Raw genomic sequence first — 23718 nt, forward strand, 5'->3', positions numbered from 1 at the left:
CAGATCATTATCGTCTTTTGGTTAATAGCTGTAGCAATTTCTTTTTTTCTCAATTTGTTAGGACTCATGCACATTATACCGCTGTTCATTACGATGCCGCTTTTGTTCGGCTCGATTTTATGCACGCTTTGGACGTTGAACAACCGAAACCGCTTTAAAGGCTTTCAACAAAAACGAATGTGACAAAAACGAATGTGGTAACCCCACATTCGTTTTTGTGTTAGGATAATAGCTGTTCCATCTCTTCTAATTTTTGTGCGAACACTTCACACGCTTCTTGAATCGGCTGTGCCGTTGTCATATCGACTCCCGCTTTTTTCAACACTTCAATTGGATAGTCGGAGCTGCCGGCTTTTAAAAACTCGATGTAACGGTTCACCGCTGGCTCGCCTTCCTCTAAAATTTGTTTGCTTAACGCCGTTGCGGCGCTAAATCCCGTCGCATACTGATAGACGTAATAGTTGTAATAGAAGTGCGGAATGCGCGCCCATTCTAAGCCGATTTCTTCGTCTACGACGATGTCGTTGCCGAAATATTTTTTATTCAACCCATAATACATAGAGGTAAGCGATTCTGCTGTTAATGCCTCGCCTTCTTGCGCTTTTTGGTGAATCATATGCTCAAACTCAGCAAACATCGTCTGGCGGAACACAGTGCCACGAAATCCTTCTAAATAATGGTTCAATAAATAGAGCCGCTTTTTCTCATCGTCGATCGTTTTTAATAAATAGTCGTTTAGCAAAGCTTCGTTGCACGTCGAGGCGACTTCCGCAACGAAAATCGAGTAGCTGCCGTACGGATATGGCTGTGTTTTTCGCGTATAGTAGCTATGAACCGAATGGCCAAATTCATGCGCCAACGTAAATAAATTGTTCACATTGTCTTGCCAGTTCATTAAAATGTACGGATTCGTGCCGTAGGCTCCCGAAGAATACGCACCACTTCGTTTTCCGACGTTTTCCCGAACATCGACCCAGCGATTTTCTAACCCTTCTTTCACGATACGCAAATATTCGTCGCCAAGCGGTGCAAGCCCTTTTAATAAATAGTCTTTCGCTTCTTCGTACGTTACTTCCATTTTGACATTTTTCACAAGCGGCGCATATAAATCATACATATGCAGCTCATCCACGCCGAGCACTTTTTTGCGCAAACGAACGTAACGATGCAATAAATGCAAGTTTTTGTTGATCGTATCAACGAGGTTGTCATAGACGCTTTCTGGAATGTTGTTATTGCTTAACGCTGCGTGGCGTGCCGATTGATAGCGACGAACGCGCGCAAAAAAGTTATCTTTTTTCACCGCTCCGCTTAACGTGCTCGCAAACGTGTTTTTATATTTCCCGTACGTTTCATATACCGCTTTAAAAGCGTCATGGCGTACGCGGCGATCTTCGCTTTCAAGGAAACGAATGTAACGCCCGTGGGTCACTTCGACTTCATCGCCATTTTCATCAATAATTGTCGGGAATTTTAAATCCGCGTTATTGAGCATTCCGAACGTATTGCTCGAAGCGGCCATTACTTCCGCTGCTTGAGCCAACAGCGCTTCTTCTTGTGCCGATAGTACATGCGGGCGCTGACGGTTAATTTCGTCTAACGCGTGTTCGTAAAGTTTTAATTCTTCTTTTTCTGAAAGGAAGGACTTTACCTTCGCTTCGTCAATCGCCAAAATTTCCGGCACGATAAACGCCATCGCACTCGATGCTTCACTATACAGTCCGGTAATGCGGTCGTTCAATCCTTGATAAAATGAATTCGTCGTATCTTGGTCATAGCGCATATGCGCATATGTATATAATTTTTCAATTCGCATCGAAAGTTCATCTTGATACTGAAGCGCCTCGTAAAGAACATCCGCTGATTCCCCTAGTCGCCCTTGGTAGTCAGACAGTTTTGGAATCATGCTTTTTACTTGTTGAAATTCTTGTTCCCACGCTTCATCCGTCGGGAAAATATCTTCCAATCGCCACGTTTCTTCGATTGGAATTTCGCTACGCTTTGGCAACGATTTGACCGTTTTCTTTTCCGTCATCCATAATCCTCCTTCAAACATTATACTGTAGTAGTATTCGCTCTTTTTCCTTATTTTCCTCTCCCATTATAGGATTTTCTTTTCGCTTGCTCAAGCAGTCGGCGATCTTCAAGCAGTGCTTCCTCAATCGTGCGCGGAAACGTCCACCCTTTCGTGCGACGCACCGCTTTCTGATGGACCCATTGCAAATAGCCGAGCTGTACGAGCCATTCGATATATTCATAAACCGCTCTCGTATAAGGATATGCTTGGGCGAGCGGAAGATGTCGCACCGCAATTTTTTGTTCTGCAATTTTTTCTTTCAGCCATGCGTAAAGCGAAGGAAGCGAGTAAACTTGATCGTCGTTTTGTAAAAATAATAAGATATACGTTTGCCAAATGAACGCCGGAGTTTCAAACAAGTAGCCATGAGCAACCGGCCAACCAGCCTCACAAGGAAAGAGTGCCGGTGGATGATGTGAGTAAAAATCAGCACAAATCGATCGATTCGTTGGAGTGGGATACATCGTAAACGTTAACCGCCATTTTTTCTTTTGTGCTAGCCATTCATGCCAGAATGGCGCAGGCAATGGCACGTTGGGCGGTTGAAGCAAATCACGGAAACACATTCTCTCTAGTTTTTCGACGACCGGGACGGAAAAAGTATAGTATGAGGAAAACGGAATGAGATGCACAAGGCGAGTAAGTCGTTTCGTTTGCGGACAATAATAAAAAATGATCGGTTGTCGCTGTGAGGAAGAAACGTGCTGGGCAAACAGCCATTGAAAGCGCGGGAGTTTAAATCGATACGCTGTAAGCCGGTGTAAATGGTGCGCTCCTAATATCCAAATCGGACGGATTCCTTCTGATTTATATTGGGCGTTACGCTTCAAAAATAGCGCTTCGCTCAATGTGGAACATTGGTATTCAATGGCGTACAACCGCTCCGTTGCCAAAGCAAGATCAGGGCGCTGCTGAATTGAATGAAAATACGGCTCGAGCTGGACGTCTAGCGCTTGGTTTTCCAGCCACTGAAACAAATCAATTTTTCCGGAAACATGATATGGTGATTCGGCTTCATGTTCAAACGGACACGCCCCCTCTTTTTTATGAGCGAAATGCGGCATCCTTCGTGTGCCAAGTTTTAAAATCACTTCGTTTTGGCACGCTGGACAAAAAAATGATTCGTTTTTTCGCAATTCCGCCAACTGTTCTTTCGTCCATCGATCGATGAGCGAAAGCAATTGACCGTTTTTTAATAACGCGACAAGCAAAAAACCACTTCCTTTCATGATGATTAATGATACCATTCGCGCCCGCTCGCTCGAAATCCTTCTAAAAAAATAAAACGCCCGGACTGAATTCGGGCGTTTTTACAATAGCGGCGATAATAGCCGACAGACCGACTCAACAACGCGAATCGGAAATGAGCGTTTTTTAAACGTATCGTAGTCAATTTGTTGAGAATCTTCGATGTCTTGTAAAAAATCTGCCACCAACTTTTTTGTGCTTTCCGTATGGTATAAAAAAGCGTTTACTTCAAAATTCAAATGGAAGCTGCGCATATCCATGTTCGCTGTGCCGATCGAGGCAAGCTCCCCATCGACAATAATTATTTTGCTATGTAAAAAGCCTTTATCGTATTCGTAAATATTGACCCCCGCTTCCAACAACTCTGGAAAATACGAGCGGGACGCGTAAAACACGATTTTTTTATCCGGCCGCTTCGGTGCTAAAATGCGCACATCGATGCCGCTTAATGCCGCTACTTTTAAAGCGGTTAAAATATCTTCATCCGGTATAAAATACGGAGAAGCGATCCAAATCGACTGTTTAGCTGATGTAATCATCGCAAAAAACAAATGCTTAATCACTTCCCATTCTTGATCCGGCCCGCCAGCGATTAGCTGCACGCCTCCTCTCTCGCTATTGAACATGAGCGTTGGCGACAAATAGTTTAACGTCAACACCGTTTCTCCCGTCATGTAATACCAGTCTTGCAAAAAGATGAGCTGCAACGTGCGAACCGCCTCGCCGCGAATCCATAAATGCGTATCGCGCCAAAATCCGAAATATTCGTTTTTGCCTAAATATTCATCCCCGATGTTCAGTCCACCGACAAACCCGATCGTTCCATCAATGACAATGATTTTACGATGATTGCGGAAATTAATTTTATTGTTTAAAAACGGCAAATGAACAGGAGAGAACGGAACCATTTCCACTCCGGCGTCGCGAAGCTCTTGAACGTATGCCTTCGACAGCTTCCAGCTGCCAACGGCATCGTAAAGAAAGCGGACGTGCACACCTTTTTTTGCTTTTGCGATTAAAATGTCCTTTAACCGTTGACCGACATCGTCATGCCGAACGATATAATATTCTAAATGAATATGATGCGTCGCTTTTTCCAATTCGGCAAAAATCGCCGAAAACGTTTCCTCCCCGTTCGTCAACACTTTCGTTTCCGTCGCCAACGACACCGGGCTTTTTCCGAGGCGATGCGCTAAACGCAACAGCGGTTGCTGATGCTCCTTTAGCTCGCTCATTTGCCGAATCGAAAATTCCCGCTGACCTTCAAATTTTAAAAACATTTGCTCATCAAGCATCGCTTTCTTTTTGAATAGCCGCTGTTTACGGTAGTTGCGGCCAAACATAATATAAAAGAAAAAGCCAACGAGCGGAAAGCTCCCGAGCACAACAAGCCATGTTAACGTTTGCGCAGGTCTTCTATTTTCCAATGAAATGACAAATGCAATAAAAATAACAGAACATGTGATTAAAAGGCTGAGAAATCCAAGAAGCCAGCCTTCCCAATAATTTTTTGTAAAAAACAAAAAAATACCTAGTAATAGTAAAAAAATGAGAACTTGCAACGTATTTCGCAATGGCATTCACCCTACCCTTAATCATCCAAAAGCGTAAAGCAACTATCGTGCACGAAAAAACCGATTTCAACAGCTGAAATCGGTCTTTACTTTAACGGAAAATGGTTCGCCAGCGTAGCTAACGCGTTTTCACGGATAATTTCTTTTCCGTATTCTTCTAATCGATAAATCGTAATCGGCGAATCGTTTCCGTACTCAAACAACAGGCATAGCCAGTTATCTACTTCTGCTTCCGTATATTCTTCGTCAAATTCGACATACAAATAATAGCGGCCTTCCCATTGGAATAGGCGGTTTTTAATATGCGTAAAATCCGCGCGATGTGCTAAAGCAATCAAATCTTCAATATCTTTGAAAGAAATCGTAAAGTGTAGGACACCTTTGTCATCCTCATCTGGCACCAGCTCTTGGTCTCGTTCAATATGAAAATGTTGGTCGAGAAGCTCTTCAATTCTTTCATCGACAGGGAATTCACGCAATCTTTCTTCTGGAAGCGGAAGTTCTAGTTTGCTTCCGTCTTTCGAAATTTGCGCTTTTGTCACGAGCACTTCGAGCCCTTTATCAAGCGCTTGCACTTGAATCCAAAGCGGCCCTTCTAGCGAAAAATCGCCTTCGTTATGGACTTCATCCATCATCTCCCAAAACAATTCTTCACTCCGTTCGCGGTTGTACCAAATTTCTTCTCGGTCAAACCCGCGCTCCTCTATATCAACGTACGAAATGTAAAACTTCACCGTATGCTCATTAATGCGTTCCATTTCCATTGCCATCTCTCCCTTCCGAAAAGACTGAGATTGAAGGGACTTTTTTTACCCCCGCCAAGGATATACCTTGTACCTCTATTTTATGATAAAACACGCAAGAAGGGAAATAAAAAAACCCCATTTTTGAAAAATTAGTGCTGAAAGAAAACATGTCCTACTATACATAATGATGAAAGAAAAAAGAAATGAGGGACATAAATGATAAGCGAATATATGACATCGATCTTTCTCATTATCGGCATTGATCTAATTCTTGGTGGAGATAATGCAGTCGTGATTGCTATGGCAAGCCGAAATTTACCGGAGCATAAGCGCAATACTGCGATCATTCTAGGCACAACATTAGCAATTATTGTGCGGATTTTTTTGACCGCTGCTGTCGTCATGTTGTTAAAAATTCCGTTTTTGCAGTTTGTCGGTGGCTGTTTGTTGCTTTGGATTTCTTTTAAACTGTTAGTCCAAAAAGACGAAGCCCCTGCTCATATTAAATCGGAAACGTCGCTTTGGAAAGCCATCCAGACAATCGTCACAGCGGATATCGTGATGGGATTGGACAACGTCATCGCTATTGCTGGTGCAGCTGACGGCCATCCGTCGCTTGTCGTGTTCGGCTTTCTCGTTTCTGTTCCGATTATCATTTTGGGCAGTAAATTCATTCTTTATTCAATGGAACGATACCCTTTTCTCATTTATATCGGCGCTGCGCTCTTAGCCTACACAGCTGGGAAGATGTTGGCTGAAGAACAGCGAATTCAGTTTCTCTACGACAGCGCAACATCTTTCCGCTCACTCCTCCCGTTTATTACAGCCGCACTCATTGTCGTGCTCGGGGGAATGATTAACGCCAAAAAGCGACATCGTTTAACGTAGATGTTGACCTCCTCCCCTACTTACGCTTCTCTTCGAAGTGGGGGGCTTCTCGGTCAGAATGATAAAAAACTTCTACATGGAGATCCATGTAGAAGTTTTTTTATTGGTTGACAAGGCGCTGCGCTTCGCGAAGTTGATAAGCGCGCACTTTTCGCGGCAAAAAGCGACGAATCTCGTCTTCGTTATATCCAACTTGCAGACGTTTTTCGTCAATAATAATCGGTCTCCGCAAAATACCTGGGTGTTTTTGGATAATTTCGTATAAATCTTGAAGCGGCAACGTTTCGAGATTTATATTGAGCTTTTGAAAAATTTTCGATCTTGTCGAAATAATTTCATCTGTCCCCGTTTCCGTCATGCGGAGAATTTCTTTAATCTCCTCAATCGTTAACGGCTCAGAGAAAATATTTCGTTCGACATAAGGTATGTCGTGTTGCTCGAGCCATACTTTCGCTTTACGGCACGATGTACAACTAGGTGATGTGTACAATGTTACCATCGCTCTCACTCCCTTTTAACAGGATGGTTTCTATATCAATCATTGAGTCATGAGCAATTCTACATTGAAATGACTTTTATGTTGTATATTATACAATAAATTCGATCAGAAAGGTAGATTTTTTCAAAATCTTTTCCGGTAACCGCTTCCCTCTTCCTTAAAAATCATCTACAATAAAAAAGGAAAGGTACAGGCAAGATGGGAGGATGCGATATGGGACAATATTTCCTTGATTTAGCGATTGTCGGTGGGCTTGTCATCGGCATCACTGCCTTAATGGGAGTTATTACAAACGGCATTGGTGAAAGCGTATTTGGCGGTTCGAAGCGGACCGAACACGTCAACGAAACAATGAAAACACAAACTGGCTGGCGGCTTGTCGGCGGCAAAAAAAGATAAACAAACGAAAGACGATGTAAAAATCTCGAGGTGGGTGCTCGAGATTTTTTTAAAATCGAAATAGTAAAATTAATGAAAATATTTTATAATAACAAAAAAAGATCTCTCGAAACGAGAGATCAGCTGTACATCGCTTTATATTTTTTGTATTCTTCTTCCGAACATAATACAAAATGTCCTGGCGTAATTTCGCGGAATTCAAGCAGCTCGCCTTCTTTATAGTTATGCTGCGATGGATCGTAAACGGTTCGTCTGCGCACCCGTTCTGTTTCTGGGTCTGGAAGCGGGATCGCTGACAACAACGCTTTTGTATACGGGTGAATCGGATTACGATACAATTCTTCCGCCTCAGCCAATTCAACCATTTTTCCGAAATACATGACGCCGATGCGGTCGCTAATGTATTTGACCATCGAAAGGTCGTGAGCAATAAATAGATAGGTTAACCCTTTTTCGCGCTGCAACTTTTTCATTAAGTTGACGACTTGCGCTTGAATCGATACGTCGAGCGCGGAAATCGGCTCATCGGCAATAATAAATTCCGGCTCTACGGCTAACGCGCGCGCAATCCCGATCCGCTGGCGCTGGCCGCCGGAAAACTCGTGCGGATAACGGTTTGCATGTTCGCGATTCAATCCGACCGTTTCAAGCAGCTCATAGACGCGCTTCATGCGCTCTTCTTTCGTTTTCGCTAGCCCATGAATGTCAATGCCTTCCGCAATAATATCAGCAACAGTCATTCGCGGATTGAGCGAAGCGTACGGGTCTTGGAAAATCATTTGCATTTTCCGCTTCAACTCTTTTAATTCTTGGGACGACTTTTTCGCATGAACGCTCACGCCGTTAAACAACACTTCCCCGTCCGTTGCTTGATATAGCCCGATAATCGTCCGTCCTGTCGTCGACTTTCCGCATCCAGACTCCCCTACAAGCCCAAGCGTTTCGCCTTTGTAAATATCAAACGTCACCCCGTCGACGGCTTTAATCACTTGCCCGTGCCCAACCGGGAAATATTGTTTTAAATTTTTAATTTCAATCAATTTTTGTTTTTCAGCCATGTTATTCACTCTCCTTTACAATAACTGGTTGTGGATAGTTAGAGGAGAGTTGGCGCAACCGTTTCTTTACTGCTTCAGGTGGTTCTACTTTCGGTGCATCCGGATGAAGCAGCCACGTTGCGGCATAGTGTGTATCAGAAATTTTGAACATCGGTGGTTCTAGTTCAAAATCAATTTTCATCGCATATGGATTACGTGGAGCAAACGCATCCCCTTTTGGCGGATTCGTTAAATCCGGCGGTGTTCCTGGGATTGCCGCTAACTCCGCTTTATCATCGCTATCAAGGCTTGGCATCGAAGCGAGTAACCCCCATGTATATGGGTGTCTTGGGTCATAAAAAATTTCATCTACCGTTCCCATTTCCACAATTTTTCCTGCGTACATAACCGCCACGCGATCAGCAACGTTCGCAACGACACCTAAATCGTGCGTAATAAAAATGATTGACGTTCCCATTTTTTTCTGTAAATCTTTCATTAACTCTAAAATTTGCGCTTGAATCGTTACGTCCAATGCCGTCGTCGGTTCATCAGCAATAAGCAACTTCGGATTTGACGCTAACGCAACGGCAATCATCGCCCGCTGTCTCATCCCGCCGGAAAATTCGTGAGGGTATTGATTGACGCGCTTTTCAGGCATCGGAATACCGACAAGCCGAAGCAATTCAATCGCCCGTTCTTTAGCAGCTGCTTTGTCCATTTTTAAATGTTTGATTAATACTTCCATAATCTGATGTCCGACCTTCATTGTCGGGTTCAGCGATGTCATCGGGTCTTGGAAAATCATCCCGATATCTTTACCACGAATCGCTTCCATTTCTTTATCCGTTTTTTTCGCCAAATCTTCGCCGTTAAAAATAATTTGTCCGCTTTTAATTTTTCCAGGCGGCGTTGGAATTAAGCGCATAATCGTTTGCGACGTGACGCTTTTTCCTGAACCGGACTCCCCAACAATCGCCAACGTTTCCCCTTTATTCAAATGAAAGCTGACGCCGCGGACAGCTTGTACTTCTCCGCCATACGTTTGAAAGGATACTTGTAAGTCTTTTACCTCTAGTAACTTTTCCATGTCTTCACCCCTTACTTACGCAATCTTGGATCTAATGCGTCACGCAACCCGTCACCGACAACGTTAAACGCAAAAATCGTTAAGCAAATGAACGTAGCCGGGAAGAATAGACGCCATGGATAATATTGCAATGCTTGTACCCCTTCAGAAGCCATCGTTCCCCAGCTCGCTAAAGGTTGTGGCACCCCAAGACCTAAGTAGCTTAAAAACGCCTCAGTAAAAATGGCAGATGGAATCGATAATGTCAATGTGACAAGAATTGGTCCCATCGCGTTTGGAATTAAATGCTTAAACATAATTCTTGATGTACTTGCCCCGAGCGTTTGCGCCGCTAGTACATACTCTTGGCTTTTCAGCTGAAGAACTTGTCCGCGAACGATACGCGCCATGTTAATCCATCCGGTAATCGTCATCGCTAAAATCATCGTGCCTAACCCTTGCCCTAACACGACCATTAATAAAATAACTAAAAGCAAGTAAGGAACCGCCCATAAAATATCGGCAATGCGCATCATAATATCGTCCGTTTTGCCGCCGCGGAATCCGGCAATTCCTCCCCAAAGAACACCGATGAATAAATCGATTAACGCTGCTGCTAGTCCGATGAATAACGAAATGCGCGCCCCATACCATGTCCGCGTGAAAATGTCGCGACCAAGGTCGTCTGTTCCAAACCAATGTTCTGCAGAAGGCGGTTTGTTTGTATTCATTAAGTCGTTTGTAGAATAATCGTATTTCGTCATATGTGGACCGAAAATCGCCATAAACACTAAAAGAACTAACAATATTAATCCAAACATCGCTAATTTATTTTTACGGAAACGAATCGAAACGTCTTTCCAAAAGGACAAGCTCGGCTTCGAAATTTTTTCCGCTTCACTTAAATCAACCGATGCAGGCTGAAACATTTCTTTCGGAAATTGCTGCATGATTACTCTCCTTTCTTGCCACCGGCTAACTTAATGCGTGGATCAATTAAGCCATAGGCAATATCCACTAGTAGAACAGAGAATAGGAGTAAAATGCTATAAAAGACAGTGACTCCCATAATCGTTGTATAGTCACGGTTCGAGATACTCAATACAAACTGGCTACCAAGCCCTGGAATACCAAAGATTTTTTCGATAACGAAGCTTCCTGTTAAAACAGCGGCAGATAACGGTCCTAGGTAGGTAACAACCGGTAATAAAGCGTTGCGGATCGCATGCTTCACCGTAATTTGCCCTTTCGAAAGTCCTTTCGCTTTTGCCGTGCGAATGTAGTCGTTGCTTAATACTTCAAGCATGCTGGAACGAGTAAGGCGGGCAATAAATGCCATCGGTGTCGCGGCAAGCGCCAATGCTGGCAATACGGTATGTTGGAGCGATTCCCAGCGAGCCACAGGGAACAGTCCTAGCTTAATGGCTAACACATATTGTAAAAGGGATGCCATAATAAAACTTGGAACGGATATGCCGAGAACGGCAAAAATCATGGCCCCATAGTCTTGCCATTTGTTATGATTTAAGGCAGCAATAACCCCTAATAAAATACCGAGGCTAACCGCTAACAATAACGATTCCATTCCAAGGAAAAAGGAAACTGGGAAGCCGTCATTAATTAAATCGTTGACCGTTTGGCCTTTATATTTGAAGGAAGGACCGAAATCCCATTTCGCAATCGAAACTAAGTAATCAAAATATTGATTATACCAAGGGCGATCAAGTCCATAATATTCATTCAAATTTTTCTCAATTTCCGGAGGCAATTTTTTCTCGCCAGAAAATGGTCCCCCCGGTGCGGCTCTCATTAAAAAGAACGTAGCGGTAATAATTAAAAAAAGCGATAGCAAGATGGACAGTAACCGTCTAGATATATACCGCAACATATTGAAACACCTCCATTTTTTTGCAAATACTCTATATCGCGAAATGAAGGTATATGGGAAATTTCCCATATACCTTCATCCACCTTCTTATTCAAAATATGCCCACTTGAATTGGACGTCGCCAAGACCAGATACTTCGACACCTTTTAAGTTGTCTTTTTGCACCCAAGTGTTTGTGTAGAAGTAAATTGGTGCAACTGGAAGTTCATCCATTAAGATTGTTTCTGCATCTTTTAACATTTGTTTCCGTTTTTCTGGATCTTTTTCTTTTTGCGAGTCAATCAACAATTGTTTGTATTTCGGATTTTCCCAGTTTGTATCGTTGTTGCCGCCTTTTTTGTCACGGAACAATTCTAAGAAGTTGATTGGATCGTTAAAGTCACCTAACCAACCCATCCGGCCAACTTGATAATCTCCAGAATGCAACTTATCGATGTAAACGTTCCATTCAGCGTTTTCAAGTTTTACTTCGATACCTAAGTTTTTCTTCCACATGTCTTGGATCGCTTGAGCGATTTTCGCATGTGCTTCGTTTGTGTTAAACGAATATGTGATTGGCGGTAATTGTTTCACATCTTTTAAGCCAAGCTCTTCTAATCCTTTTTTCAAATATTCTTTCGCTTTTTCCACATCGTTGTCTTTGAAGTAGCCTTCTTTGTTCTCTGGGAACATTGTTGGTGGCACAGCCGCCATCGCTGGAACTTGCTCACCTTTTGTAATGTTTTCGACAATCGCCTTACGGTCAATTGCATATGTGAGCGCCTTACGAATATTTACGTTGTTGAATGGCGCTTTCTCTGTGTTAAATTTTAACCAATATGTGCCCGCAATCGGTTGCACATGAAGCTTACCTTCTTGTTTTAATTGCGGAAGCGCATCTGTTGGTAAATAGCCTGTTGGTGAACCTGCCCAGTCTAACTCACCGTTGTTGAACATCGAAAGTTCTGTGTTTGGATCGTTAACCATCGACATGCTGATTTTTGTAAGTTTTACGTTTTTCGCATCCCAATATGTTTCGTTCTTTTCAAGAACGATTTTATTGTTATGCTCCCATGTTACCATTTTGAACGGTCCGTTAGATGTGTAGTCAGGACCAGCATTTTTGTACCAATTTGGATTTTTTTGTGCAATTTTACTATTTACCGGATAGTAAGTATAGAACGCTGTTAGCTCTAAGAAATAAGGTGTTGGGTTTTCAAGTGTTACTTGCAATGTTTTTTCGTCAAGCGCTTTGACGCCAACATCTTCTGCTTTTGCTTTTCCTTCGTTAAACGCTTGACCGTTTTTGATGTAGTAAAGTTGATAAGCGTATTGCGATTGGTTTTTCGGATCAAGCGCCCATTTCCACGCATACTCAAAGTCTTGCGCAGTGACAGGGTCACCGTTCGTCCATTTTGCATCGCGCAATTTGAACGTGTACGTTGTTAAGTCATCAGAAACATCATAGCTTTCTGCTGCTGCCAATTTCGGTTTGCCGTTTTTGATGACCGTCAACCCTTCAAACGTTTGGCGCAACACAGTACCAGAAGTCGAGTCGTTCGCTAAACCTGGATGTAAAGAGAACGGCTCAGTGTTAATGTTCACGCGCAATTCTTGCGGAACATCTGCTTTCTTCTCTCCTCCTGCTTTTTCGCCAGCAGATTCTTTTTTGTTAAATCCGCCGCACGCAGCAAGAAAGACGCTTAGCACTAGCATGAGGCTAAACAAAAGCGATAGTCTTTTCTTCAATGGATTTCCCCCCTAAAAAATTTTTTATATGCAAAAGTCCGGCGTCAAAACGCGGAACTTTTGTTCATAATATGGATACGTTGTCGACAAATTATGTATTGCCCTCTCGTCTGATTTATCAGAATATTTTACCTGTGTTTTATTATAAACGTTATTAATATATTTGAAAAGATTTTTTGTTACATTTTTATGTTTTCTGAATTTTATTTTTATTGGGATTGTTTATTTAACTTCATTTTTTCAGCTAGTTAGCATTTTATAGTGTTTTTCGGCAAATGTAAATGATAAAATTTTACAATTATAAAAATAAAGCGCTTACATCCTATGTTTTTACTTTAGGTTCAAAAATGATAAGCGTTCGGTTTCTTTTTATAATTAGTTGGACACATCACAAAAATTAGTTTTTTAAAAATAATTTCTGAAATAAGATATTTAGGGAATGAAATTATTAAAAAACACTTTGCAATAAAAAAATTAGTCTTCCTTGCATAAACAGAAATGTTGTTTTAGAATGAAGTAAAAAACGAAACATGCGATGAGAAAGAATAGTACATATTGTGATTGCCTCCAGAGAGCTTGTGGGCGGTGGGAACAAGCGGCTAGCAATATGGAATGGGCTTTCGAGCATCCGGCTGAAGCGAAGTAGGCTTGGACGTTTGCCTTACGTTACAAAGGTACCATGTTGAAAGCATGGAACAGAGTGATTGTGCGCAATGCGCAATAACTAGGGTGGCAACGCGGTCCTATCGTCCCTAACGAATGAGGGAGATAGGGCCCTTATTATTTTTTATCATCCAAAAGGAGTGGTTTGATGAAAACAATTTTTTCAGGAATTCAGCCAAGCGGGGTGATCACGCTCGGCAACTATATTGGAGCGATGCGGCAGTTTGTCGAGTTACAGCACGAGTACCAGTGCTATTTTTGCATCGTTGATCAACATGCGATTACGGTGCCGCAAGATCCAAAAGAGTTGCGCCAAAACATTCGCCGTTTAGCAGCGCTTTATTTAGCGGTCGGTATCGATCCAGCGAAAGCGACGTTGTTCATTCAATCGGAAGTGCCCGCCCACGCACAAGCGGGATGGATTTTCCAATGTCTCGCTTACATCGGGGAGCTTGAGCGTATGACGCAATTTAAAGACAAATCGGCAGGAAAAGAAGCCGTCAGCGCTGGGCTGTTGACGTATCCACCGCTAATGGCTGCCGATATTTTGCTATACAATACCGACATCGTCCCAGTTGGCGAAGACCAAAAGCAACATATCGAATTGACGCGCGATTTGGCAGAACGCTTTAATAAACGATATGGCGAAATTTTCACGATCCCAGAAGCGCGCATTCCAAAAGTGGGAGCACGTATCATGTCCTTAGCTGATCCGACGAAAAAAATGAGCAAATCCGATCCGAACCCAAAATCGTTTATTACATTACTAGATGATGCAAAAACGATCGAAAAGAAAATTAAAAGCGCCGTCACCGATTCCGAAGGCACGATTCGCTATGACAAAGACAACAAGCCCGGCGTTACCAACTTGTTGAATATTTATTCGATTTTAGCGAATAAATCGATTGAACAATTGGAACAAGAATATGCCGGCAAAGGCTACGGACAATTTAAGGCCGATCTCGCCCAAGTCATCATCGACACGCTCACACCAATTCAAGAAAAATATTATCACTTAATGGAAAGCGCTACGCTCGATCAAGTGCTAGATGAAGGCGCAGAAAAAGCAAACAAAGTCGCAAGCAAAATGCTAAAAAAAATGGAAAATGCGATGGGATTAGGACGGAAACGAAAATAGAGCAAGCCGGTTCATTTGGCTTGCTTTTTTATTAGAAAAAATTCTTTTTCAAATAGGGAACATTTCTGTTAATTTACCCGTGGTTCTTGTTCCATTTCCCATAATTTCTCAAAAAATGGTTGTCCTTTAACAAGTTTTTCGCATAATTGCATATGCTTTTCCGACCAGCCGTACTTTGCTTCTTCGTATAAATGGTGCCATGCTTCTTCAAACGACATTTGCTGGATCGACGGATATTTATGCGGGGCCCACTCTGTATACCAATAGCGCACTTCGGCGACATTTTTCGTCGAATAGAGCTGATCGAGGGCCATAAATAGTAACTGCTTTAGCTGACGTTCTTTGCGCGTTAATCCGCTCATTAACTCAGGTGCTGGGGATAAAATATGGTGCTCTTTTTCATATGCAGGGAGCGGATACGCTTCTTCTTGCTGCTCAGCGACCATTTCATAAACGAGCTGCTCTTGTCTTGGAATGAGCCGGCTTTTTCGAATTGGGATGTTGTAGCCGATCGTATCGACGGCGAGAATCCCCTTTCCGTCGGTAATCACGAAACAATAATCCAGCTGAATCCGTTCATGGTTTTTTCGTACGTACGCTTTTTGATAGACGTCATCAAGAAGCTGCTGCGGAATTTCCGATAAACTATTTTCAATATAATGAAATAAGGCAGAAGATACTTTCAGCAGCGGCACTTGATCTAACAACTCAACTTGGTCATCTTTTCGCCATTCATGAAAGTGACAGACGTTATATCCGTTTTCTTCTCCTTCAAACCAGTTCACCCAAATATCATGAAGATATAACATAACGATACCCCTCACTTCAAAAACTATTTGTCCATCAGTATAGGCATAGGGAGATTATTTTATTCCACGACACCCTTTTTTATCCATTACTCTTGTTGTGAAGGAAAATAAAGGCTCAACCACATAATCAGCATGCCAATTGGTAATAAATAACATTCGATTCGTGTACTAATAAAGCGAAAATATTCGAGCCACCCTCGTTCCCCTGTAAGAAGGTTCAAGTAAGCGATCGAGGTGACCCCTCCAATCACTGACAAGCCAAAACCGACTAAATAACTAAAAACTCGCATCGTTTTCCTCCATCACCTTGTCCTATTTCTACATATATGTGTAAAAAAAGACGGTGATGACGACCTTTTATTCGCCGAAACGAGAAAGTTGAACGATGCGTTCTGACGGAATTTCCATTAGTTTAGAAAAATTCTCTCCTTTTTGCAACGCTTGACGAACGATACCATAGCCGACCGCATAACCAAGCAATGGAGGATACCAACCGCGCCCGTAAAGAAGACGGTCGTGCAATGAATGAGAGGGTGGAATCGACTGATGAGGCGCAACATATTTTCGCCAAAACTTACGCAATTCATCATCCGAATAATACGTCGTCCACTTCGCTTCGTATGCTTTGCCGACAAATTGACCAACCGCCTGCTCGGCAAGCCCTTCTAAAATGATGCCATCGAGCAGCGTATACTCTTCTTTCGGCTGTTTCTCTAGCCGGCAAACGTGATTATATTCGTGCGTCAAGACAGCGGCGATTTCTTTCGTTTCATGATGCGGTAATAAAAATAAAAAGAGCTTATCGTGGTAGGCAAGCCCCCCTTTGCTGTTGAAATCGCGCGCGAGTTTTCGGTTCCGGGCATTCGCCGGAAAAATAAAAATAGGGATATCCGGTCCGTTCCAGCGCTTGCGCAGCTGTTGATATAACGCATCCACACGTTCCCATATTCTTTTTTGCTTCATTTCGGTTACCGTTTCTGTCACCTTTTCTGTCGAGGAATACATTCCGTGATGAGTGAGATGAAGATAAATACCGCGGGCCGTTGCATGTTCAAAGTAAGGAGTAAGCCGTTCGCATAGTTTTAGCGGGTGTTTTTCTAACCATTCGTCTGTCCGAACAATCGGCACACCGTTCCCTCCTTTCCCCTTATTGTATGTTAGGGAAGGAAAAGGGGTGAAAAAAGCGATCTCGCGTTTTGCCGAGATCGCCTTTTCGGTTACCCAACATATTTTTTGAAAATAAGGGTGGCGTTATGTCCGCCAAAACCGAGCGAGTTGCTTAGTGCAGCGCGAACTTCTTGTTTGCGCGCCACGTTTGGCACATAATCGAGGTCGCACTCCGGATCTGGCGTTTCGTAGTGAATGGTCGGGGGAATAATTCCGTCAGCGATCGCCAAAATCGAGAAAATCGCCTCCACAGCGCCCGCAGCTCCGAGCAAATGGCCCGTCATTGATTTCGTCGAGCTGATCGCTAACTTATACGCATGGTCGCCAAACACTTCTTTAATGGCCATCGTTTCGTATTTATCGTTATATTCTGTACTTGTTCCGTGAGCGTTAATATAATCGATGTCTTCCGGCTTCATGCCCGCATCCGCTAACGCTTGGCGCATCGCTCGCACGCCACCTTCACCGCCTGGAGCTGGCGCTGTAATATGGTACGCATCCCCTGTTGCACCATAACCGACGATTTCGGCATAAATGCGCGCTCCACGTTTTAATGCATGCTCTAATTCTTCTAATACAAGAATGCCGGCGCCTTCCCCCATGACGAAGCCGTCGCGGTTTTTATCAAATGGGCGGCTCGCGGTATTCGGATCCGGATTCGTCGATAATGCCGTATTGGCGCAAAAGCCGGCCAATGCCATTTTCGTAATCGGCGCTTCTGTTCCACCCGTAATCATCACATCCGCATCGCCGCGTTCAATGACTTTAAACGCATCGCCAATCGAATTCGCCCCTGTCGCACATGCGGTGACAGTACAAGAGTTAATCCCTTTCGCACCTAATATAATCGACACTTGCCCCGCGGCCATATCCGGAATCATCATCGGCACGAAAAACGGGCTTACCCGTCGATACCCACGCTGCTGGAAAATTTCAAATTGCTGCTCGAACGTTTCCATGCCCCCGATCCCTGAACCGATCCACACCCCAACTCGCGGGGCGTTGTCTTCTGTAATCGTTAAATGAGCATCTTTAACCGCCATGAGCGAAGCAGCGACCGCGTATTGCGTAAAACGGTCCATTTTCCGCGCTTCTCGTTTATCCATAAACTGTTCTGGATTAAAATCTTTTAATTCCGCTGCTACTTTTGCTGGAAAATCGTCTCGATTTACACGAGTCAGCGGTCCGACGCCGTTTTGACCGGCCACAATGTTTTTCCATGTTGTTTCAACGTCATTTCCAAGGGGAGTAACAGCCCCAAGACCTGTCACTACGACTCTTCTTTTTTTCATTTGTTTGCCTCTCTTTCGTTTTGTGATGACAACATGTTCCGTCAACGGCCCCATCTTAACGCGATGGCTCCCCACGTTAAGCCGCCGCCAAAGCCAACCATAATAATAAGATCGTCATCTTTAATTTTTCCTGCTTCCAATTCTTCCACAATCGAAATAGGAATGGATGCCGCGGAAGTATTGCCATATTTTTTAACGGTTGTTGACATTTTATCCTCTGGCAGTTCAAGTCGCTGCCTTGCCGCTTCGACGATCCGAATATTGGCTTGATGCGGAATTAAAAAGTCAACATCTTGTTTCGATAAGCCGGCTTTTTCTAGCACGTGAATGCACGATTCGCCCATTTGCCGAACGGCAAACTTGAACACTTCCCTGCCGTTCATCATCACATATTCGTCATGATATAAGTGTTTTCCTCCTGTCCCGTCCGCCCCTAACTCAAACGACAAAATGCCGCGTCCTTCCGAAACAGGCGCCATGACGACTGCCCCTGCCCCGTCGCCAAATAGTACAGCCGTATTGCGGTCGCTCCAATTGACGATTTTTGACAGCTTTTCAACACCTACTACTAATATATAACGATATGCACCGTTGTCAATAAACTGTTTCGCTGTGACCATGCCATAAATAAAACCAGCACAAGCCGCACTAATATCAAGTGCCGCTGCTTTCGTCGCACCGAGCCGCTCTTGCAACATGCAAGCAACCGACGGGAACGAACGATCCGGTGTGACGGTGGCCACTAAAATTAAATCGATGTCCGCTGCTGAAATGTTAGCATTTTCTAACGCTTTCACAGCCGCAACATACGCCATATCCGACGTATCCATTCCATCTGGAGCAATTCTCCGTTCCTCAATTCCTGTCCGTGTCCGAATCCATTCATCCGATGTATCCATCATTTTTTCTAAATCCGCGTTAGTCACCACTCGCTCAGGTAAATATCGACCGACACCTATAATACCTGCACCCATGCCGAACATCTCCTTTAATGTTATATAACCAATTACTATTACTTGGTACTAATTTTAACGGAGTTTTCGTAAATGTGCAATATAAATCTGTCTTGTACAGCATTCGTCTAGTCATCTCCGCTTGTTAAACATAAAGTATGGATAAGGAGAAAGGAGGGAAACGAATTGGAAAATGACAAGCAACCAACCGAACAGCCAACCGACCGTTTTTCCCGTTTAATGTTTGGCACTTTTCCGTCTCGTGAGCGTATTGAAAAAACTTCTTCCCCGCAGCAGGAACTTGATTGGATCCAACTAATGCAAGACATTGATACGCTTGTCTCCTCATTTCAGCGACTAAAACCGTTCATGCGCAACATGACTTCTTTCGTTGACTTATTTAAAAAATAATGATTGTCTAGCTCCAGCTAACCAATTGCCTCCGCTTTTCTTTGTAAAAAACTCCTCTGCCGTTCGTTCGAGCGATAGAGGAGTTTATTGTAACGCGCTATTGTCTTCGTAAAATTGATGAATCGCTTTCGCAAAGCTGTACCGTTTTTCCGGTAAATGGTATATAACTTCAACCGGAGCATCTTCTTCCCTCGCCCATTCTTCATATTTTCGGCAGTGGAGCGCTGAAGGATAATGAGTAACTCCTGACAGCTGCCATATTTTCAACGGGATTTGCCGCGGTGCTAACGTTAGCTGTGGAAGGACGTTCGCTACTTCCGTTTCTGCAACTTCGTACGCAGCCGCTATCTCTTTTATGATTCGCTTGTAAAAAAATTTATTTTCTTTCTCATATGCAAACTGTGCCCGTACGTCTAAACACGGACTAAGTAGCGCAACCGCTCGGATTTTTGCCGGCATATTCGCAAGCAATCCCAACGCAACGAGCGCTCCCATTCCTTCTGCTAAAATGTAAACGCGATTGTTTAATATTTCACTTTTTAATACGTAATAAATCAACTGTTTCGCGAGCCGGACTGATTTTGGACACCCCCAATGGCGGCCATATAAATGGGAGGAAAAAATCGTGTATCCGTATGCGAGCAACTCCTCTAGCAACTGCTTTCTTCCGTGATGCTCGAACCAGAAATTCGTACAATCCGTTACATAATGGTTTACATCCCCAATTAGAAAAATAGCAAAGCCGTTCGGTCGCTCCGGCAAATGAATGATGCACCATTGGTCATCGAGTTGGAAAAAACGTTGCCGAACCGTCATTGTTTTTCACCTTTACTTTCTTTAGAGCATAGTTGTACAGTAAAAGATATGCAAAAATGAAAAATTGGCACGGGTAAATGCCTACGAAAGAAGGACATTTTCGATTTGCATAAATTGTGATAAGATAAGGGAGGAAAGTTAGAAAGGTTGAGGTGAAAACAGTGAAATTTTTCTGGACGTTTTTCTGGACATTTTTGTTAGCACAAATGGCCACTTACGTCATCGGTTCGATGCAAGGCATCGCTTATCAATTCTCCACTGGAGCGTTGTTAGGAGTAGCGATGACTGTTTTTGTCATCATTGTCGCCAATGTGTTGCCGAATGAGCCTGTGCACCATCATTAAGACAACGAAAGGCCGTCCTTTTAGGATAGCCTTTCGTTGTTTTTGACCACGATTTTTCCGTTTTCGTAATCGATGAAAACAGTGCTGTAATCTTTTATATGTCCAGCAATGATTTCTTTTGCTAACGGCGTTTCGATCTGTTTTTGGATAAACCGTTTTAACGGCCGCGCCCCGTACATATGGTCAAAGCCAGCAGCAGCAATATATTCTTTCGCCTGCTCGGATAACGTTAACGAAATGTGGCGGTCCGCAAGCCGTGCACTTAATTCTCTCACAAATTTCTCGACAATTCCTTTCACTTCGTTCATCGTGAGTGGTTTAAATAATACAATGTCATCGACGCGGTTTAAAAATTCCGGTCGGAAATGTAGCCGTAATTGCTGCAATACTTGTTCACGCGTTTCTTCCTGCATGTTTCCGTCTTCTTTTACACCTTCCAATAACAGATGTGAACCGATATTAGACGTCATAATAAGGACCGTATTTTTAAAATCGACCGTCCGCCCTTGCGAGTCAGTAATTCGGCCGTCATCAAGCACTTGCAATAAAATATTGAATACTTCCGGGTGAGCTTTTTCAATTTCGTCAAGAAGAATGACTGAGTACGGTTTTCTTCGTACCGCTTCCGTCAATTGTCCTCCTTCTTCATAGCCGACATAGCCGGGAGGTGCGCCAATTAAGCGGGACACCGCGTGTTTTTCCATATATTCCGACATGTCAATCCGTATCATCTGTTCTTCGCTATCAAACAACGCTTGCGCTAACGCCTTCGCTAGTTCTGTTTTTCCGACACCGGTCGGCCCTAAAAAGATGAACGAACCGATCGGACGGTTTGGATCTTTAATGCCGGCACGCGCGCGCAGCACAGCATCTGCTACGAGTTCAACCGCTTCATCTTGCCCGATAACGCGCTCATGCAGCAAATCGTGCAAGCGCAATAATTTTTCCCGCTCGCCTTCCACCAACTTGGTGAGCGGAATGCCAGTCCAACGCGACACCACTTCGGCAATTTCTTCTTCCGTTACTTCTTCACGGAGAAGCCGTCCCTCTTGATTCGACTCATTCATTTCGCGCTCAAGCTGTTTTAATTGTTTTTCCAGCTGCGGAATGCGACCGTGGCGCAGTTCAGCCGCTTTATTTAAGTCGTATTCATTTTCGGCTTCTTCTAATTCGCGTTTCGCTTTTTCGAGCGCTGCGCGAACGCTATGCACTTGTTGGATCGCTTCTTTTTCTTTTTGCCATTTCGCTTTCATGCTGTTCGCTTTTTCACGCAAATCCGCTAGTTCTTTTGTGAGCGCCGCCAACCGTTGCTGGCTCGCTTCGTCCGTTTCCTTTCTAAGCGCTGCTTCTTCGATTTCGAGTTGCATCACACGCCGCATGACTTCATCTAATTCAGACGGCATCGAGTCCATTTCCGTGCGGATCATCGCACACGCTTCATCGACAAGGTCAATCGCCTTATCCGGCAAAAAGCGCTCTGAAATGTAGCGGTCAGACAATGTCGCCGCCGCAACGAGCGCACGGTCATGAATGTTCACGCCGTGATGAATTTCGAAGCGCTCTTTTAATCCACGCAAAATCGAAATCGTATCTTCGACGGTCGGTTCTTCGACGAGCACTTGTTGAAAACGACGCTCTAATGCGGGATCTTTCTCAATATATTGCCGATATTCGTCAAGCGTTGTTGCCCCGATGCAGCGCAACTCTCCGCGGGCAAGCATCGGCTTTAACATATTGCCAGCATCAATGGCGCCTTCCGCTTTTCCGGCTCCGACGATCGTATGCAGTTCATCAATGAATAAAATAATTTTTCCTTCACTTTTTTTAATTTCGTTCAATACGGCTTTTAATCGTTCTTCAAATTCGCCGCGAAACTTTGCGCCAGCAATCAATGAACTCATGTCGAGCGCAAAAATCGTTTTATCTTTCAATCCTTCAGGAACGTCTTTGCGAACGATGCGCTGGGCAAGTCCTTCAACAATCGCTGTTTTCCCAACGCCCGGCTCACCGATTAACACAGGATTATTTTTCGTCTTGCGTGATAAAATGCGAATGACGCGGCGAATTTCGCTGTCGCGGCCGATGACAGGATCGATTTTCCCTGTTTTTACTTCCGCTACTAAATCGCGTCCGTATTTTTTTAATACTTCATATGTCGCTTCCGGAGTTGGTGTCGTCACTCGTTGATTCCCCCTTATTTCTCGCAATACGTCCAACAACGCTGGACGGCTGATGCGATATTTTTGCCATATGTGCGCAATATCCGCCTGTTTTTCGTTAATGAGTGCCAACAGTACATGCTCCACCGATAAGTATTCATCGTGCATTTGTTTTGCTTCCTGCTCGGCAGCCGCGATGAGCCGCTGCAAACGGTGGGACATATATACTTGATTTCCCGCTCCGATCACTTCCGGTTTTTTCTTTACCAATGCTTGAACATCTTGGCGGAAAGCATGCACATCGACATGAAGCAACTCCAATATCCGTTTCGCGAGTCCGTCCTCTTGTTGTAACAGCGAAAGCAACAAATGTTCTATATCGAGTTGTTGATGATGGTGTTGAACAGCAATTGTCTGGGCAGAAAGAAACGCCTCTTGCACTTTTTCTGTCATTTTCGTTGCGTCCATTTTTTCACCACCTTTTTGACTTTTTTTGACCTTTAATGTTATTATAGCACGTCCATTTCGTAATGCAAAAGCCATCCTCTTGTCGAGAATGGCTTTTCGCTTACGGTTTTCGCATATACGTCCAATGGCGATTATGGTTAGATGTTTCCGGAAACGTATCCCCGGCTTTTAGCTTCAGCTTTTTCGGGTGTTTGACGTTGTCCCCGGTTTCTCCAATTTCGATATAGACGCCGTTATTCGGCGCTTTATCTCCCGGCTTAAAATGACGTGGTTGACCCATTTCGATTCCCCCTTTACGAAAGGTACATCTTTAGCATAACCGTTTAACGTCGGATTCATAACTAA

Annotated in this window: 24 protein-coding genes and 1 other annotated feature; of the genes, 6 read left to right on the top strand and 18 right to left on the bottom strand. The window is 43.7% G+C overall.

Features of this window, described 5'->3' with window-relative positions:
- The first annotated feature begins 3 nt into the window (after positions 1-3).
- Positions 4-183: a hypothetical protein gene (locus tag M4I42_RS10280; RefSeq protein ID WP_268852112.1), complete on the top strand. Its 180-nt coding sequence runs from the start codon at positions 4-6 to the stop codon at positions 181-183.
- A 37-nt stretch (positions 184-220) separates the two neighbouring features.
- Here M4I42_RS10280 and pepF read toward each other — a convergent pair whose 3' ends face one another.
- The 4 genes from pepF to mecA all read right to left on the bottom strand — a co-directional run bounded on the left by pepF (position 221) and on the right by mecA (position 5663).
- On the bottom strand, positions 221-2035 hold the full coding sequence (pepF, locus tag M4I42_RS10285) for an oligoendopeptidase F (RefSeq protein WP_268852083.1): 1815 nt from the start codon (positions 2033-2035) through the stop codon (positions 221-223).
- Positions 2036-2085: 50 nt separating this feature from the next.
- Positions 2086-3324, bottom strand: a complete 1239-nt coding sequence (locus tag M4I42_RS10290) for a competence protein CoiA (protein ID WP_268852084.1) — start codon at positions 3322-3324, stop codon at positions 2086-2088.
- Between the two features lie 63 nt (positions 3325-3387).
- The gene (gene cls, locus M4I42_RS10295) at positions 3388-4899 is read right to left on the bottom strand and encodes a cardiolipin synthase (RefSeq protein WP_268852085.1); all 1512 of its coding nucleotides are present in this window, start codon (positions 4897-4899) and stop codon (positions 3388-3390) included.
- Between the two features lie 86 nt (positions 4900-4985).
- A complete protein-coding gene (mecA, locus tag M4I42_RS10300; protein WP_268852086.1) occupies positions 4986-5663 on the bottom strand; it encodes an adaptor protein MecA in 678 nt (225 codons plus the stop codon).
- 198 nt (positions 5664-5861) lie between these two features.
- On the opposite strand from mecA, the gene M4I42_RS10305 reads away from it, so the two are divergent.
- Positions 5862-6533: a TerC family protein gene (locus tag M4I42_RS10305; RefSeq protein WP_268852087.1), complete on the top strand. Its 672-nt coding sequence runs from the start codon at positions 5862-5864 to the stop codon at positions 6531-6533.
- A gap of 100 nt (positions 6534-6633) precedes the next feature.
- Here M4I42_RS10305 and spxA read toward each other — a convergent pair whose 3' ends face one another.
- Positions 6634-7032 (bottom strand): transcriptional regulator SpxA, encoded by a 399-nt coding sequence (gene spxA / locus M4I42_RS10310; protein WP_268852088.1) that lies wholly within the window; start codon positions 7030-7032, stop codon positions 6634-6636.
- Between the two features lie 213 nt (positions 7033-7245).
- On the opposite strand from spxA, the gene M4I42_RS10315 reads away from it, so the two are divergent.
- Positions 7246-7431 carry a hypothetical protein gene (locus M4I42_RS10315; RefSeq protein WP_268852089.1) on the top strand — a complete coding sequence of 62 codons (186 nt, stop codon included), beginning with the start codon at positions 7246-7248 and terminating at the stop codon, positions 7429-7431.
- 119 nt (positions 7432-7550) lie between these two features.
- Here M4I42_RS10315 and M4I42_RS10320 read toward each other — a convergent pair whose 3' ends face one another.
- The 5 genes from M4I42_RS10320 to M4I42_RS10340 form a co-directional block, all read right to left on the bottom strand.
- Positions 7551-8489, bottom strand: a complete 939-nt coding sequence (locus M4I42_RS10320; RefSeq protein ID WP_268852090.1) for an ABC transporter ATP-binding protein — start codon at positions 8487-8489, stop codon at positions 7551-7553.
- A gap of 1 nt (position 8490) precedes the next feature.
- Positions 8491-9558, bottom strand: a complete 1068-nt coding sequence (locus M4I42_RS10325; RefSeq protein ID WP_268852091.1) for an ABC transporter ATP-binding protein — start codon at positions 9556-9558, stop codon at positions 8491-8493.
- Between the two features lie 11 nt (positions 9559-9569).
- On the bottom strand, positions 9570-10487 hold the full coding sequence (locus M4I42_RS10330; protein ID WP_268852092.1) for an ABC transporter permease: 918 nt from the start codon (positions 10485-10487) through the stop codon (positions 9570-9572).
- Between the two features lie 2 nt (positions 10488-10489).
- Positions 10490-11425, bottom strand: a complete 936-nt coding sequence (locus tag M4I42_RS10335; protein WP_268852093.1) for an ABC transporter permease — start codon at positions 11423-11425, stop codon at positions 10490-10492.
- An 87-nt stretch (positions 11426-11512) separates the two neighbouring features.
- Positions 11513-13153 (bottom strand): peptide ABC transporter substrate-binding protein, encoded by a 1641-nt coding sequence (locus tag M4I42_RS10340; RefSeq protein WP_268852094.1) that lies wholly within the window; start codon positions 13151-13153, stop codon positions 11513-11515.
- Between the two features lie 526 nt (positions 13154-13679).
- Positions 13680-13910: a binding site (T-box leader), on the top strand.
- A 54-nt stretch (positions 13911-13964) separates the two neighbouring features.
- Here M4I42_RS10340 and trpS point away from each other — a divergent pair.
- Positions 13965-14954, top strand: coding sequence for a tryptophan--tRNA ligase (gene trpS / locus M4I42_RS10345; RefSeq protein ID WP_268852095.1), 990 nt, complete (start codon positions 13965-13967; stop codon positions 14952-14954).
- Between the two features lie 68 nt (positions 14955-15022).
- Here trpS and M4I42_RS10350 read toward each other — a convergent pair whose 3' ends face one another.
- The 5 genes from M4I42_RS10350 to M4I42_RS10370 all read right to left on the bottom strand — a co-directional run bounded on the left by M4I42_RS10350 (position 15023) and on the right by M4I42_RS10370 (position 19196).
- Positions 15023-15763, bottom strand: a complete 741-nt coding sequence (locus tag M4I42_RS10350) for a YjbA family protein (RefSeq protein WP_268852096.1) — start codon at positions 15761-15763, stop codon at positions 15023-15025.
- An 86-nt stretch (positions 15764-15849) separates the two neighbouring features.
- Positions 15850-16053, bottom strand: a complete 204-nt coding sequence (locus M4I42_RS10355; RefSeq protein WP_268852097.1) for a hypothetical protein — start codon at positions 16051-16053, stop codon at positions 15850-15852.
- 67 nt (positions 16054-16120) lie between these two features.
- Positions 16121-16891, bottom strand: a complete 771-nt coding sequence (locus M4I42_RS10360) for a DUF2268 domain-containing protein (protein WP_268852098.1) — start codon at positions 16889-16891, stop codon at positions 16121-16123.
- 89 nt (positions 16892-16980) lie between these two features.
- Entirely contained in the window at positions 16981-18222 is a 1242-nt protein-coding gene (fabF, locus tag M4I42_RS10365; protein WP_268852099.1) for a beta-ketoacyl-ACP synthase II, read from the bottom strand.
- Between the two features lie 41 nt (positions 18223-18263).
- Positions 18264-19196, bottom strand: a complete 933-nt coding sequence (locus M4I42_RS10370) for a beta-ketoacyl-ACP synthase III (protein ID WP_268852100.1) — start codon at positions 19194-19196, stop codon at positions 18264-18266.
- A gap of 165 nt (positions 19197-19361) precedes the next feature.
- Here M4I42_RS10370 and M4I42_RS10375 point away from each other — a divergent pair, with 165 nt between their 5' ends.
- Positions 19362-19586 (top strand): hypothetical protein, encoded by a 225-nt coding sequence (locus tag M4I42_RS10375; protein ID WP_268852101.1) that lies wholly within the window; start codon positions 19362-19364, stop codon positions 19584-19586.
- A gap of 84 nt (positions 19587-19670) precedes the next feature.
- Here M4I42_RS10375 and M4I42_RS10380 read toward each other — a convergent pair whose 3' ends face one another.
- Positions 19671-20402, bottom strand: a complete 732-nt coding sequence (locus M4I42_RS10380) for a hypothetical protein (protein ID WP_268852102.1) — start codon at positions 20400-20402, stop codon at positions 19671-19673.
- A 161-nt stretch (positions 20403-20563) separates the two neighbouring features.
- On the opposite strand from M4I42_RS10380, the gene M4I42_RS10385 reads away from it, so the two are divergent.
- On the top strand, positions 20564-20746 hold the full coding sequence (locus M4I42_RS10385) for a DUF2929 family protein (RefSeq protein WP_268852113.1): 183 nt from the start codon (positions 20564-20566) through the stop codon (positions 20744-20746).
- Positions 20747-20766: 20 nt separating this feature from the next.
- On the opposite strand, the gene clpB is transcribed toward M4I42_RS10385, so the two are convergent.
- Both clpB and M4I42_RS10395 read right to left on the bottom strand, forming a co-directional pair.
- A complete protein-coding gene (gene clpB / locus M4I42_RS10390) occupies positions 20767-23373 on the bottom strand; it encodes an ATP-dependent chaperone ClpB (RefSeq protein WP_268852103.1) in 2607 nt (868 codons plus the stop codon).
- Positions 23374-23473: 100 nt separating this feature from the next.
- On the bottom strand, positions 23474-23653 hold the full coding sequence (locus tag M4I42_RS10395; protein WP_066323269.1) for a YjzC family protein: 180 nt from the start codon (positions 23651-23653) through the stop codon (positions 23474-23476).
- Positions 23654-23718: the final 65 nt, after the last annotated feature.

This window comes from Anoxybacillus sp. J5B_2022 (assembly GCF_026847645.1).
Lineage (GTDB): Bacteria > Bacillota > Bacilli > Bacillales > Anoxybacillaceae > Anoxybacteroides.

Bases quoted from the DNA above. Each gene is read 5' to 3' on its own strand.
- clpB (WP_268852103.1), bottom strand. From the start codon at position 23,373: ATGGACGCAACGAAAATGACAGAAAAAGTGCAAGAGGCGTTTCTTTCT.
- M4I42_RS10330 (WP_268852092.1), bottom strand. From the start codon at position 10,487: ATGCAGCAATTTCCGAAAGAAATGTTTCAGCCTGCATCGGTTGATTTA.
- M4I42_RS10395 (WP_066323269.1), bottom strand. From the start codon at position 23,653: ATGGGTCAACCACGTCATTTTAAGCCGGGAGATAAAGCGCCGAATAAC.
- spxA (WP_268852088.1), bottom strand. From the start codon at position 7,032: ATGGTAACATTGTACACATCACCTAGTTGTACATCGTGCCGTAAAGCG.
- M4I42_RS10380 (WP_268852102.1), bottom strand. From the start codon at position 20,402: ATGACGGTTCGGCAACGTTTTTTCCAACTCGATGACCAATGGTGCATC.
- M4I42_RS10315 (WP_268852089.1), top strand. From the start codon at position 7,246: ATGGGACAATATTTCCTTGATTTAGCGATTGTCGGTGGGCTTGTCATC.
- M4I42_RS10370 (WP_268852100.1), bottom strand. From the start codon at position 19,196: ATGGGTGCAGGTATTATAGGTGTCGGTCGATATTTACCTGAGCGAGTG.
- M4I42_RS10335 (WP_268852093.1), bottom strand. From the start codon at position 11,425: ATGTTGCGGTATATATCTAGACGGTTACTGTCCATCTTGCTATCGCTT.
- pepF (WP_268852083.1), bottom strand. From the start codon at position 2,035: ATGACGGAAAAGAAAACGGTCAAATCGTTGCCAAAGCGTAGCGAAATT.
- mecA (WP_268852086.1), bottom strand. From the start codon at position 5,663: ATGGAAATGGAACGCATTAATGAGCATACGGTGAAGTTTTACATTTCG.
- trpS (WP_268852095.1), top strand. From the start codon at position 13,965: ATGAAAACAATTTTTTCAGGAATTCAGCCAAGCGGGGTGATCACGCTC.
- M4I42_RS10290 (WP_268852084.1), bottom strand. From the start codon at position 3,324: ATGGTATCATTAATCATCATGAAAGGAAGTGGTTTTTTGCTTGTCGCG.
- M4I42_RS10305 (WP_268852087.1), top strand. From the start codon at position 5,862: ATGATAAGCGAATATATGACATCGATCTTTCTCATTATCGGCATTGAT.
- M4I42_RS10325 (WP_268852091.1), bottom strand. From the start codon at position 9,558: ATGGAAAAGTTACTAGAGGTAAAAGACTTACAAGTATCCTTTCAAACG.
- M4I42_RS10320 (WP_268852090.1), bottom strand. From the start codon at position 8,489: ATGGCTGAAAAACAAAAATTGATTGAAATTAAAAATTTAAAACAATAT.
- fabF (WP_268852099.1), bottom strand. From the start codon at position 18,222: ATGAAAAAAAGAAGAGTCGTAGTGACAGGTCTTGGGGCTGTTACTCCC.
- M4I42_RS10350 (WP_268852096.1), bottom strand. From the start codon at position 15,763: ATGTTATATCTTCATGATATTTGGGTGAACTGGTTTGAAGGAGAAGAA.
- M4I42_RS10355 (WP_268852097.1), bottom strand. From the start codon at position 16,053: ATGCGAGTTTTTAGTTATTTAGTCGGTTTTGGCTTGTCAGTGATTGGA.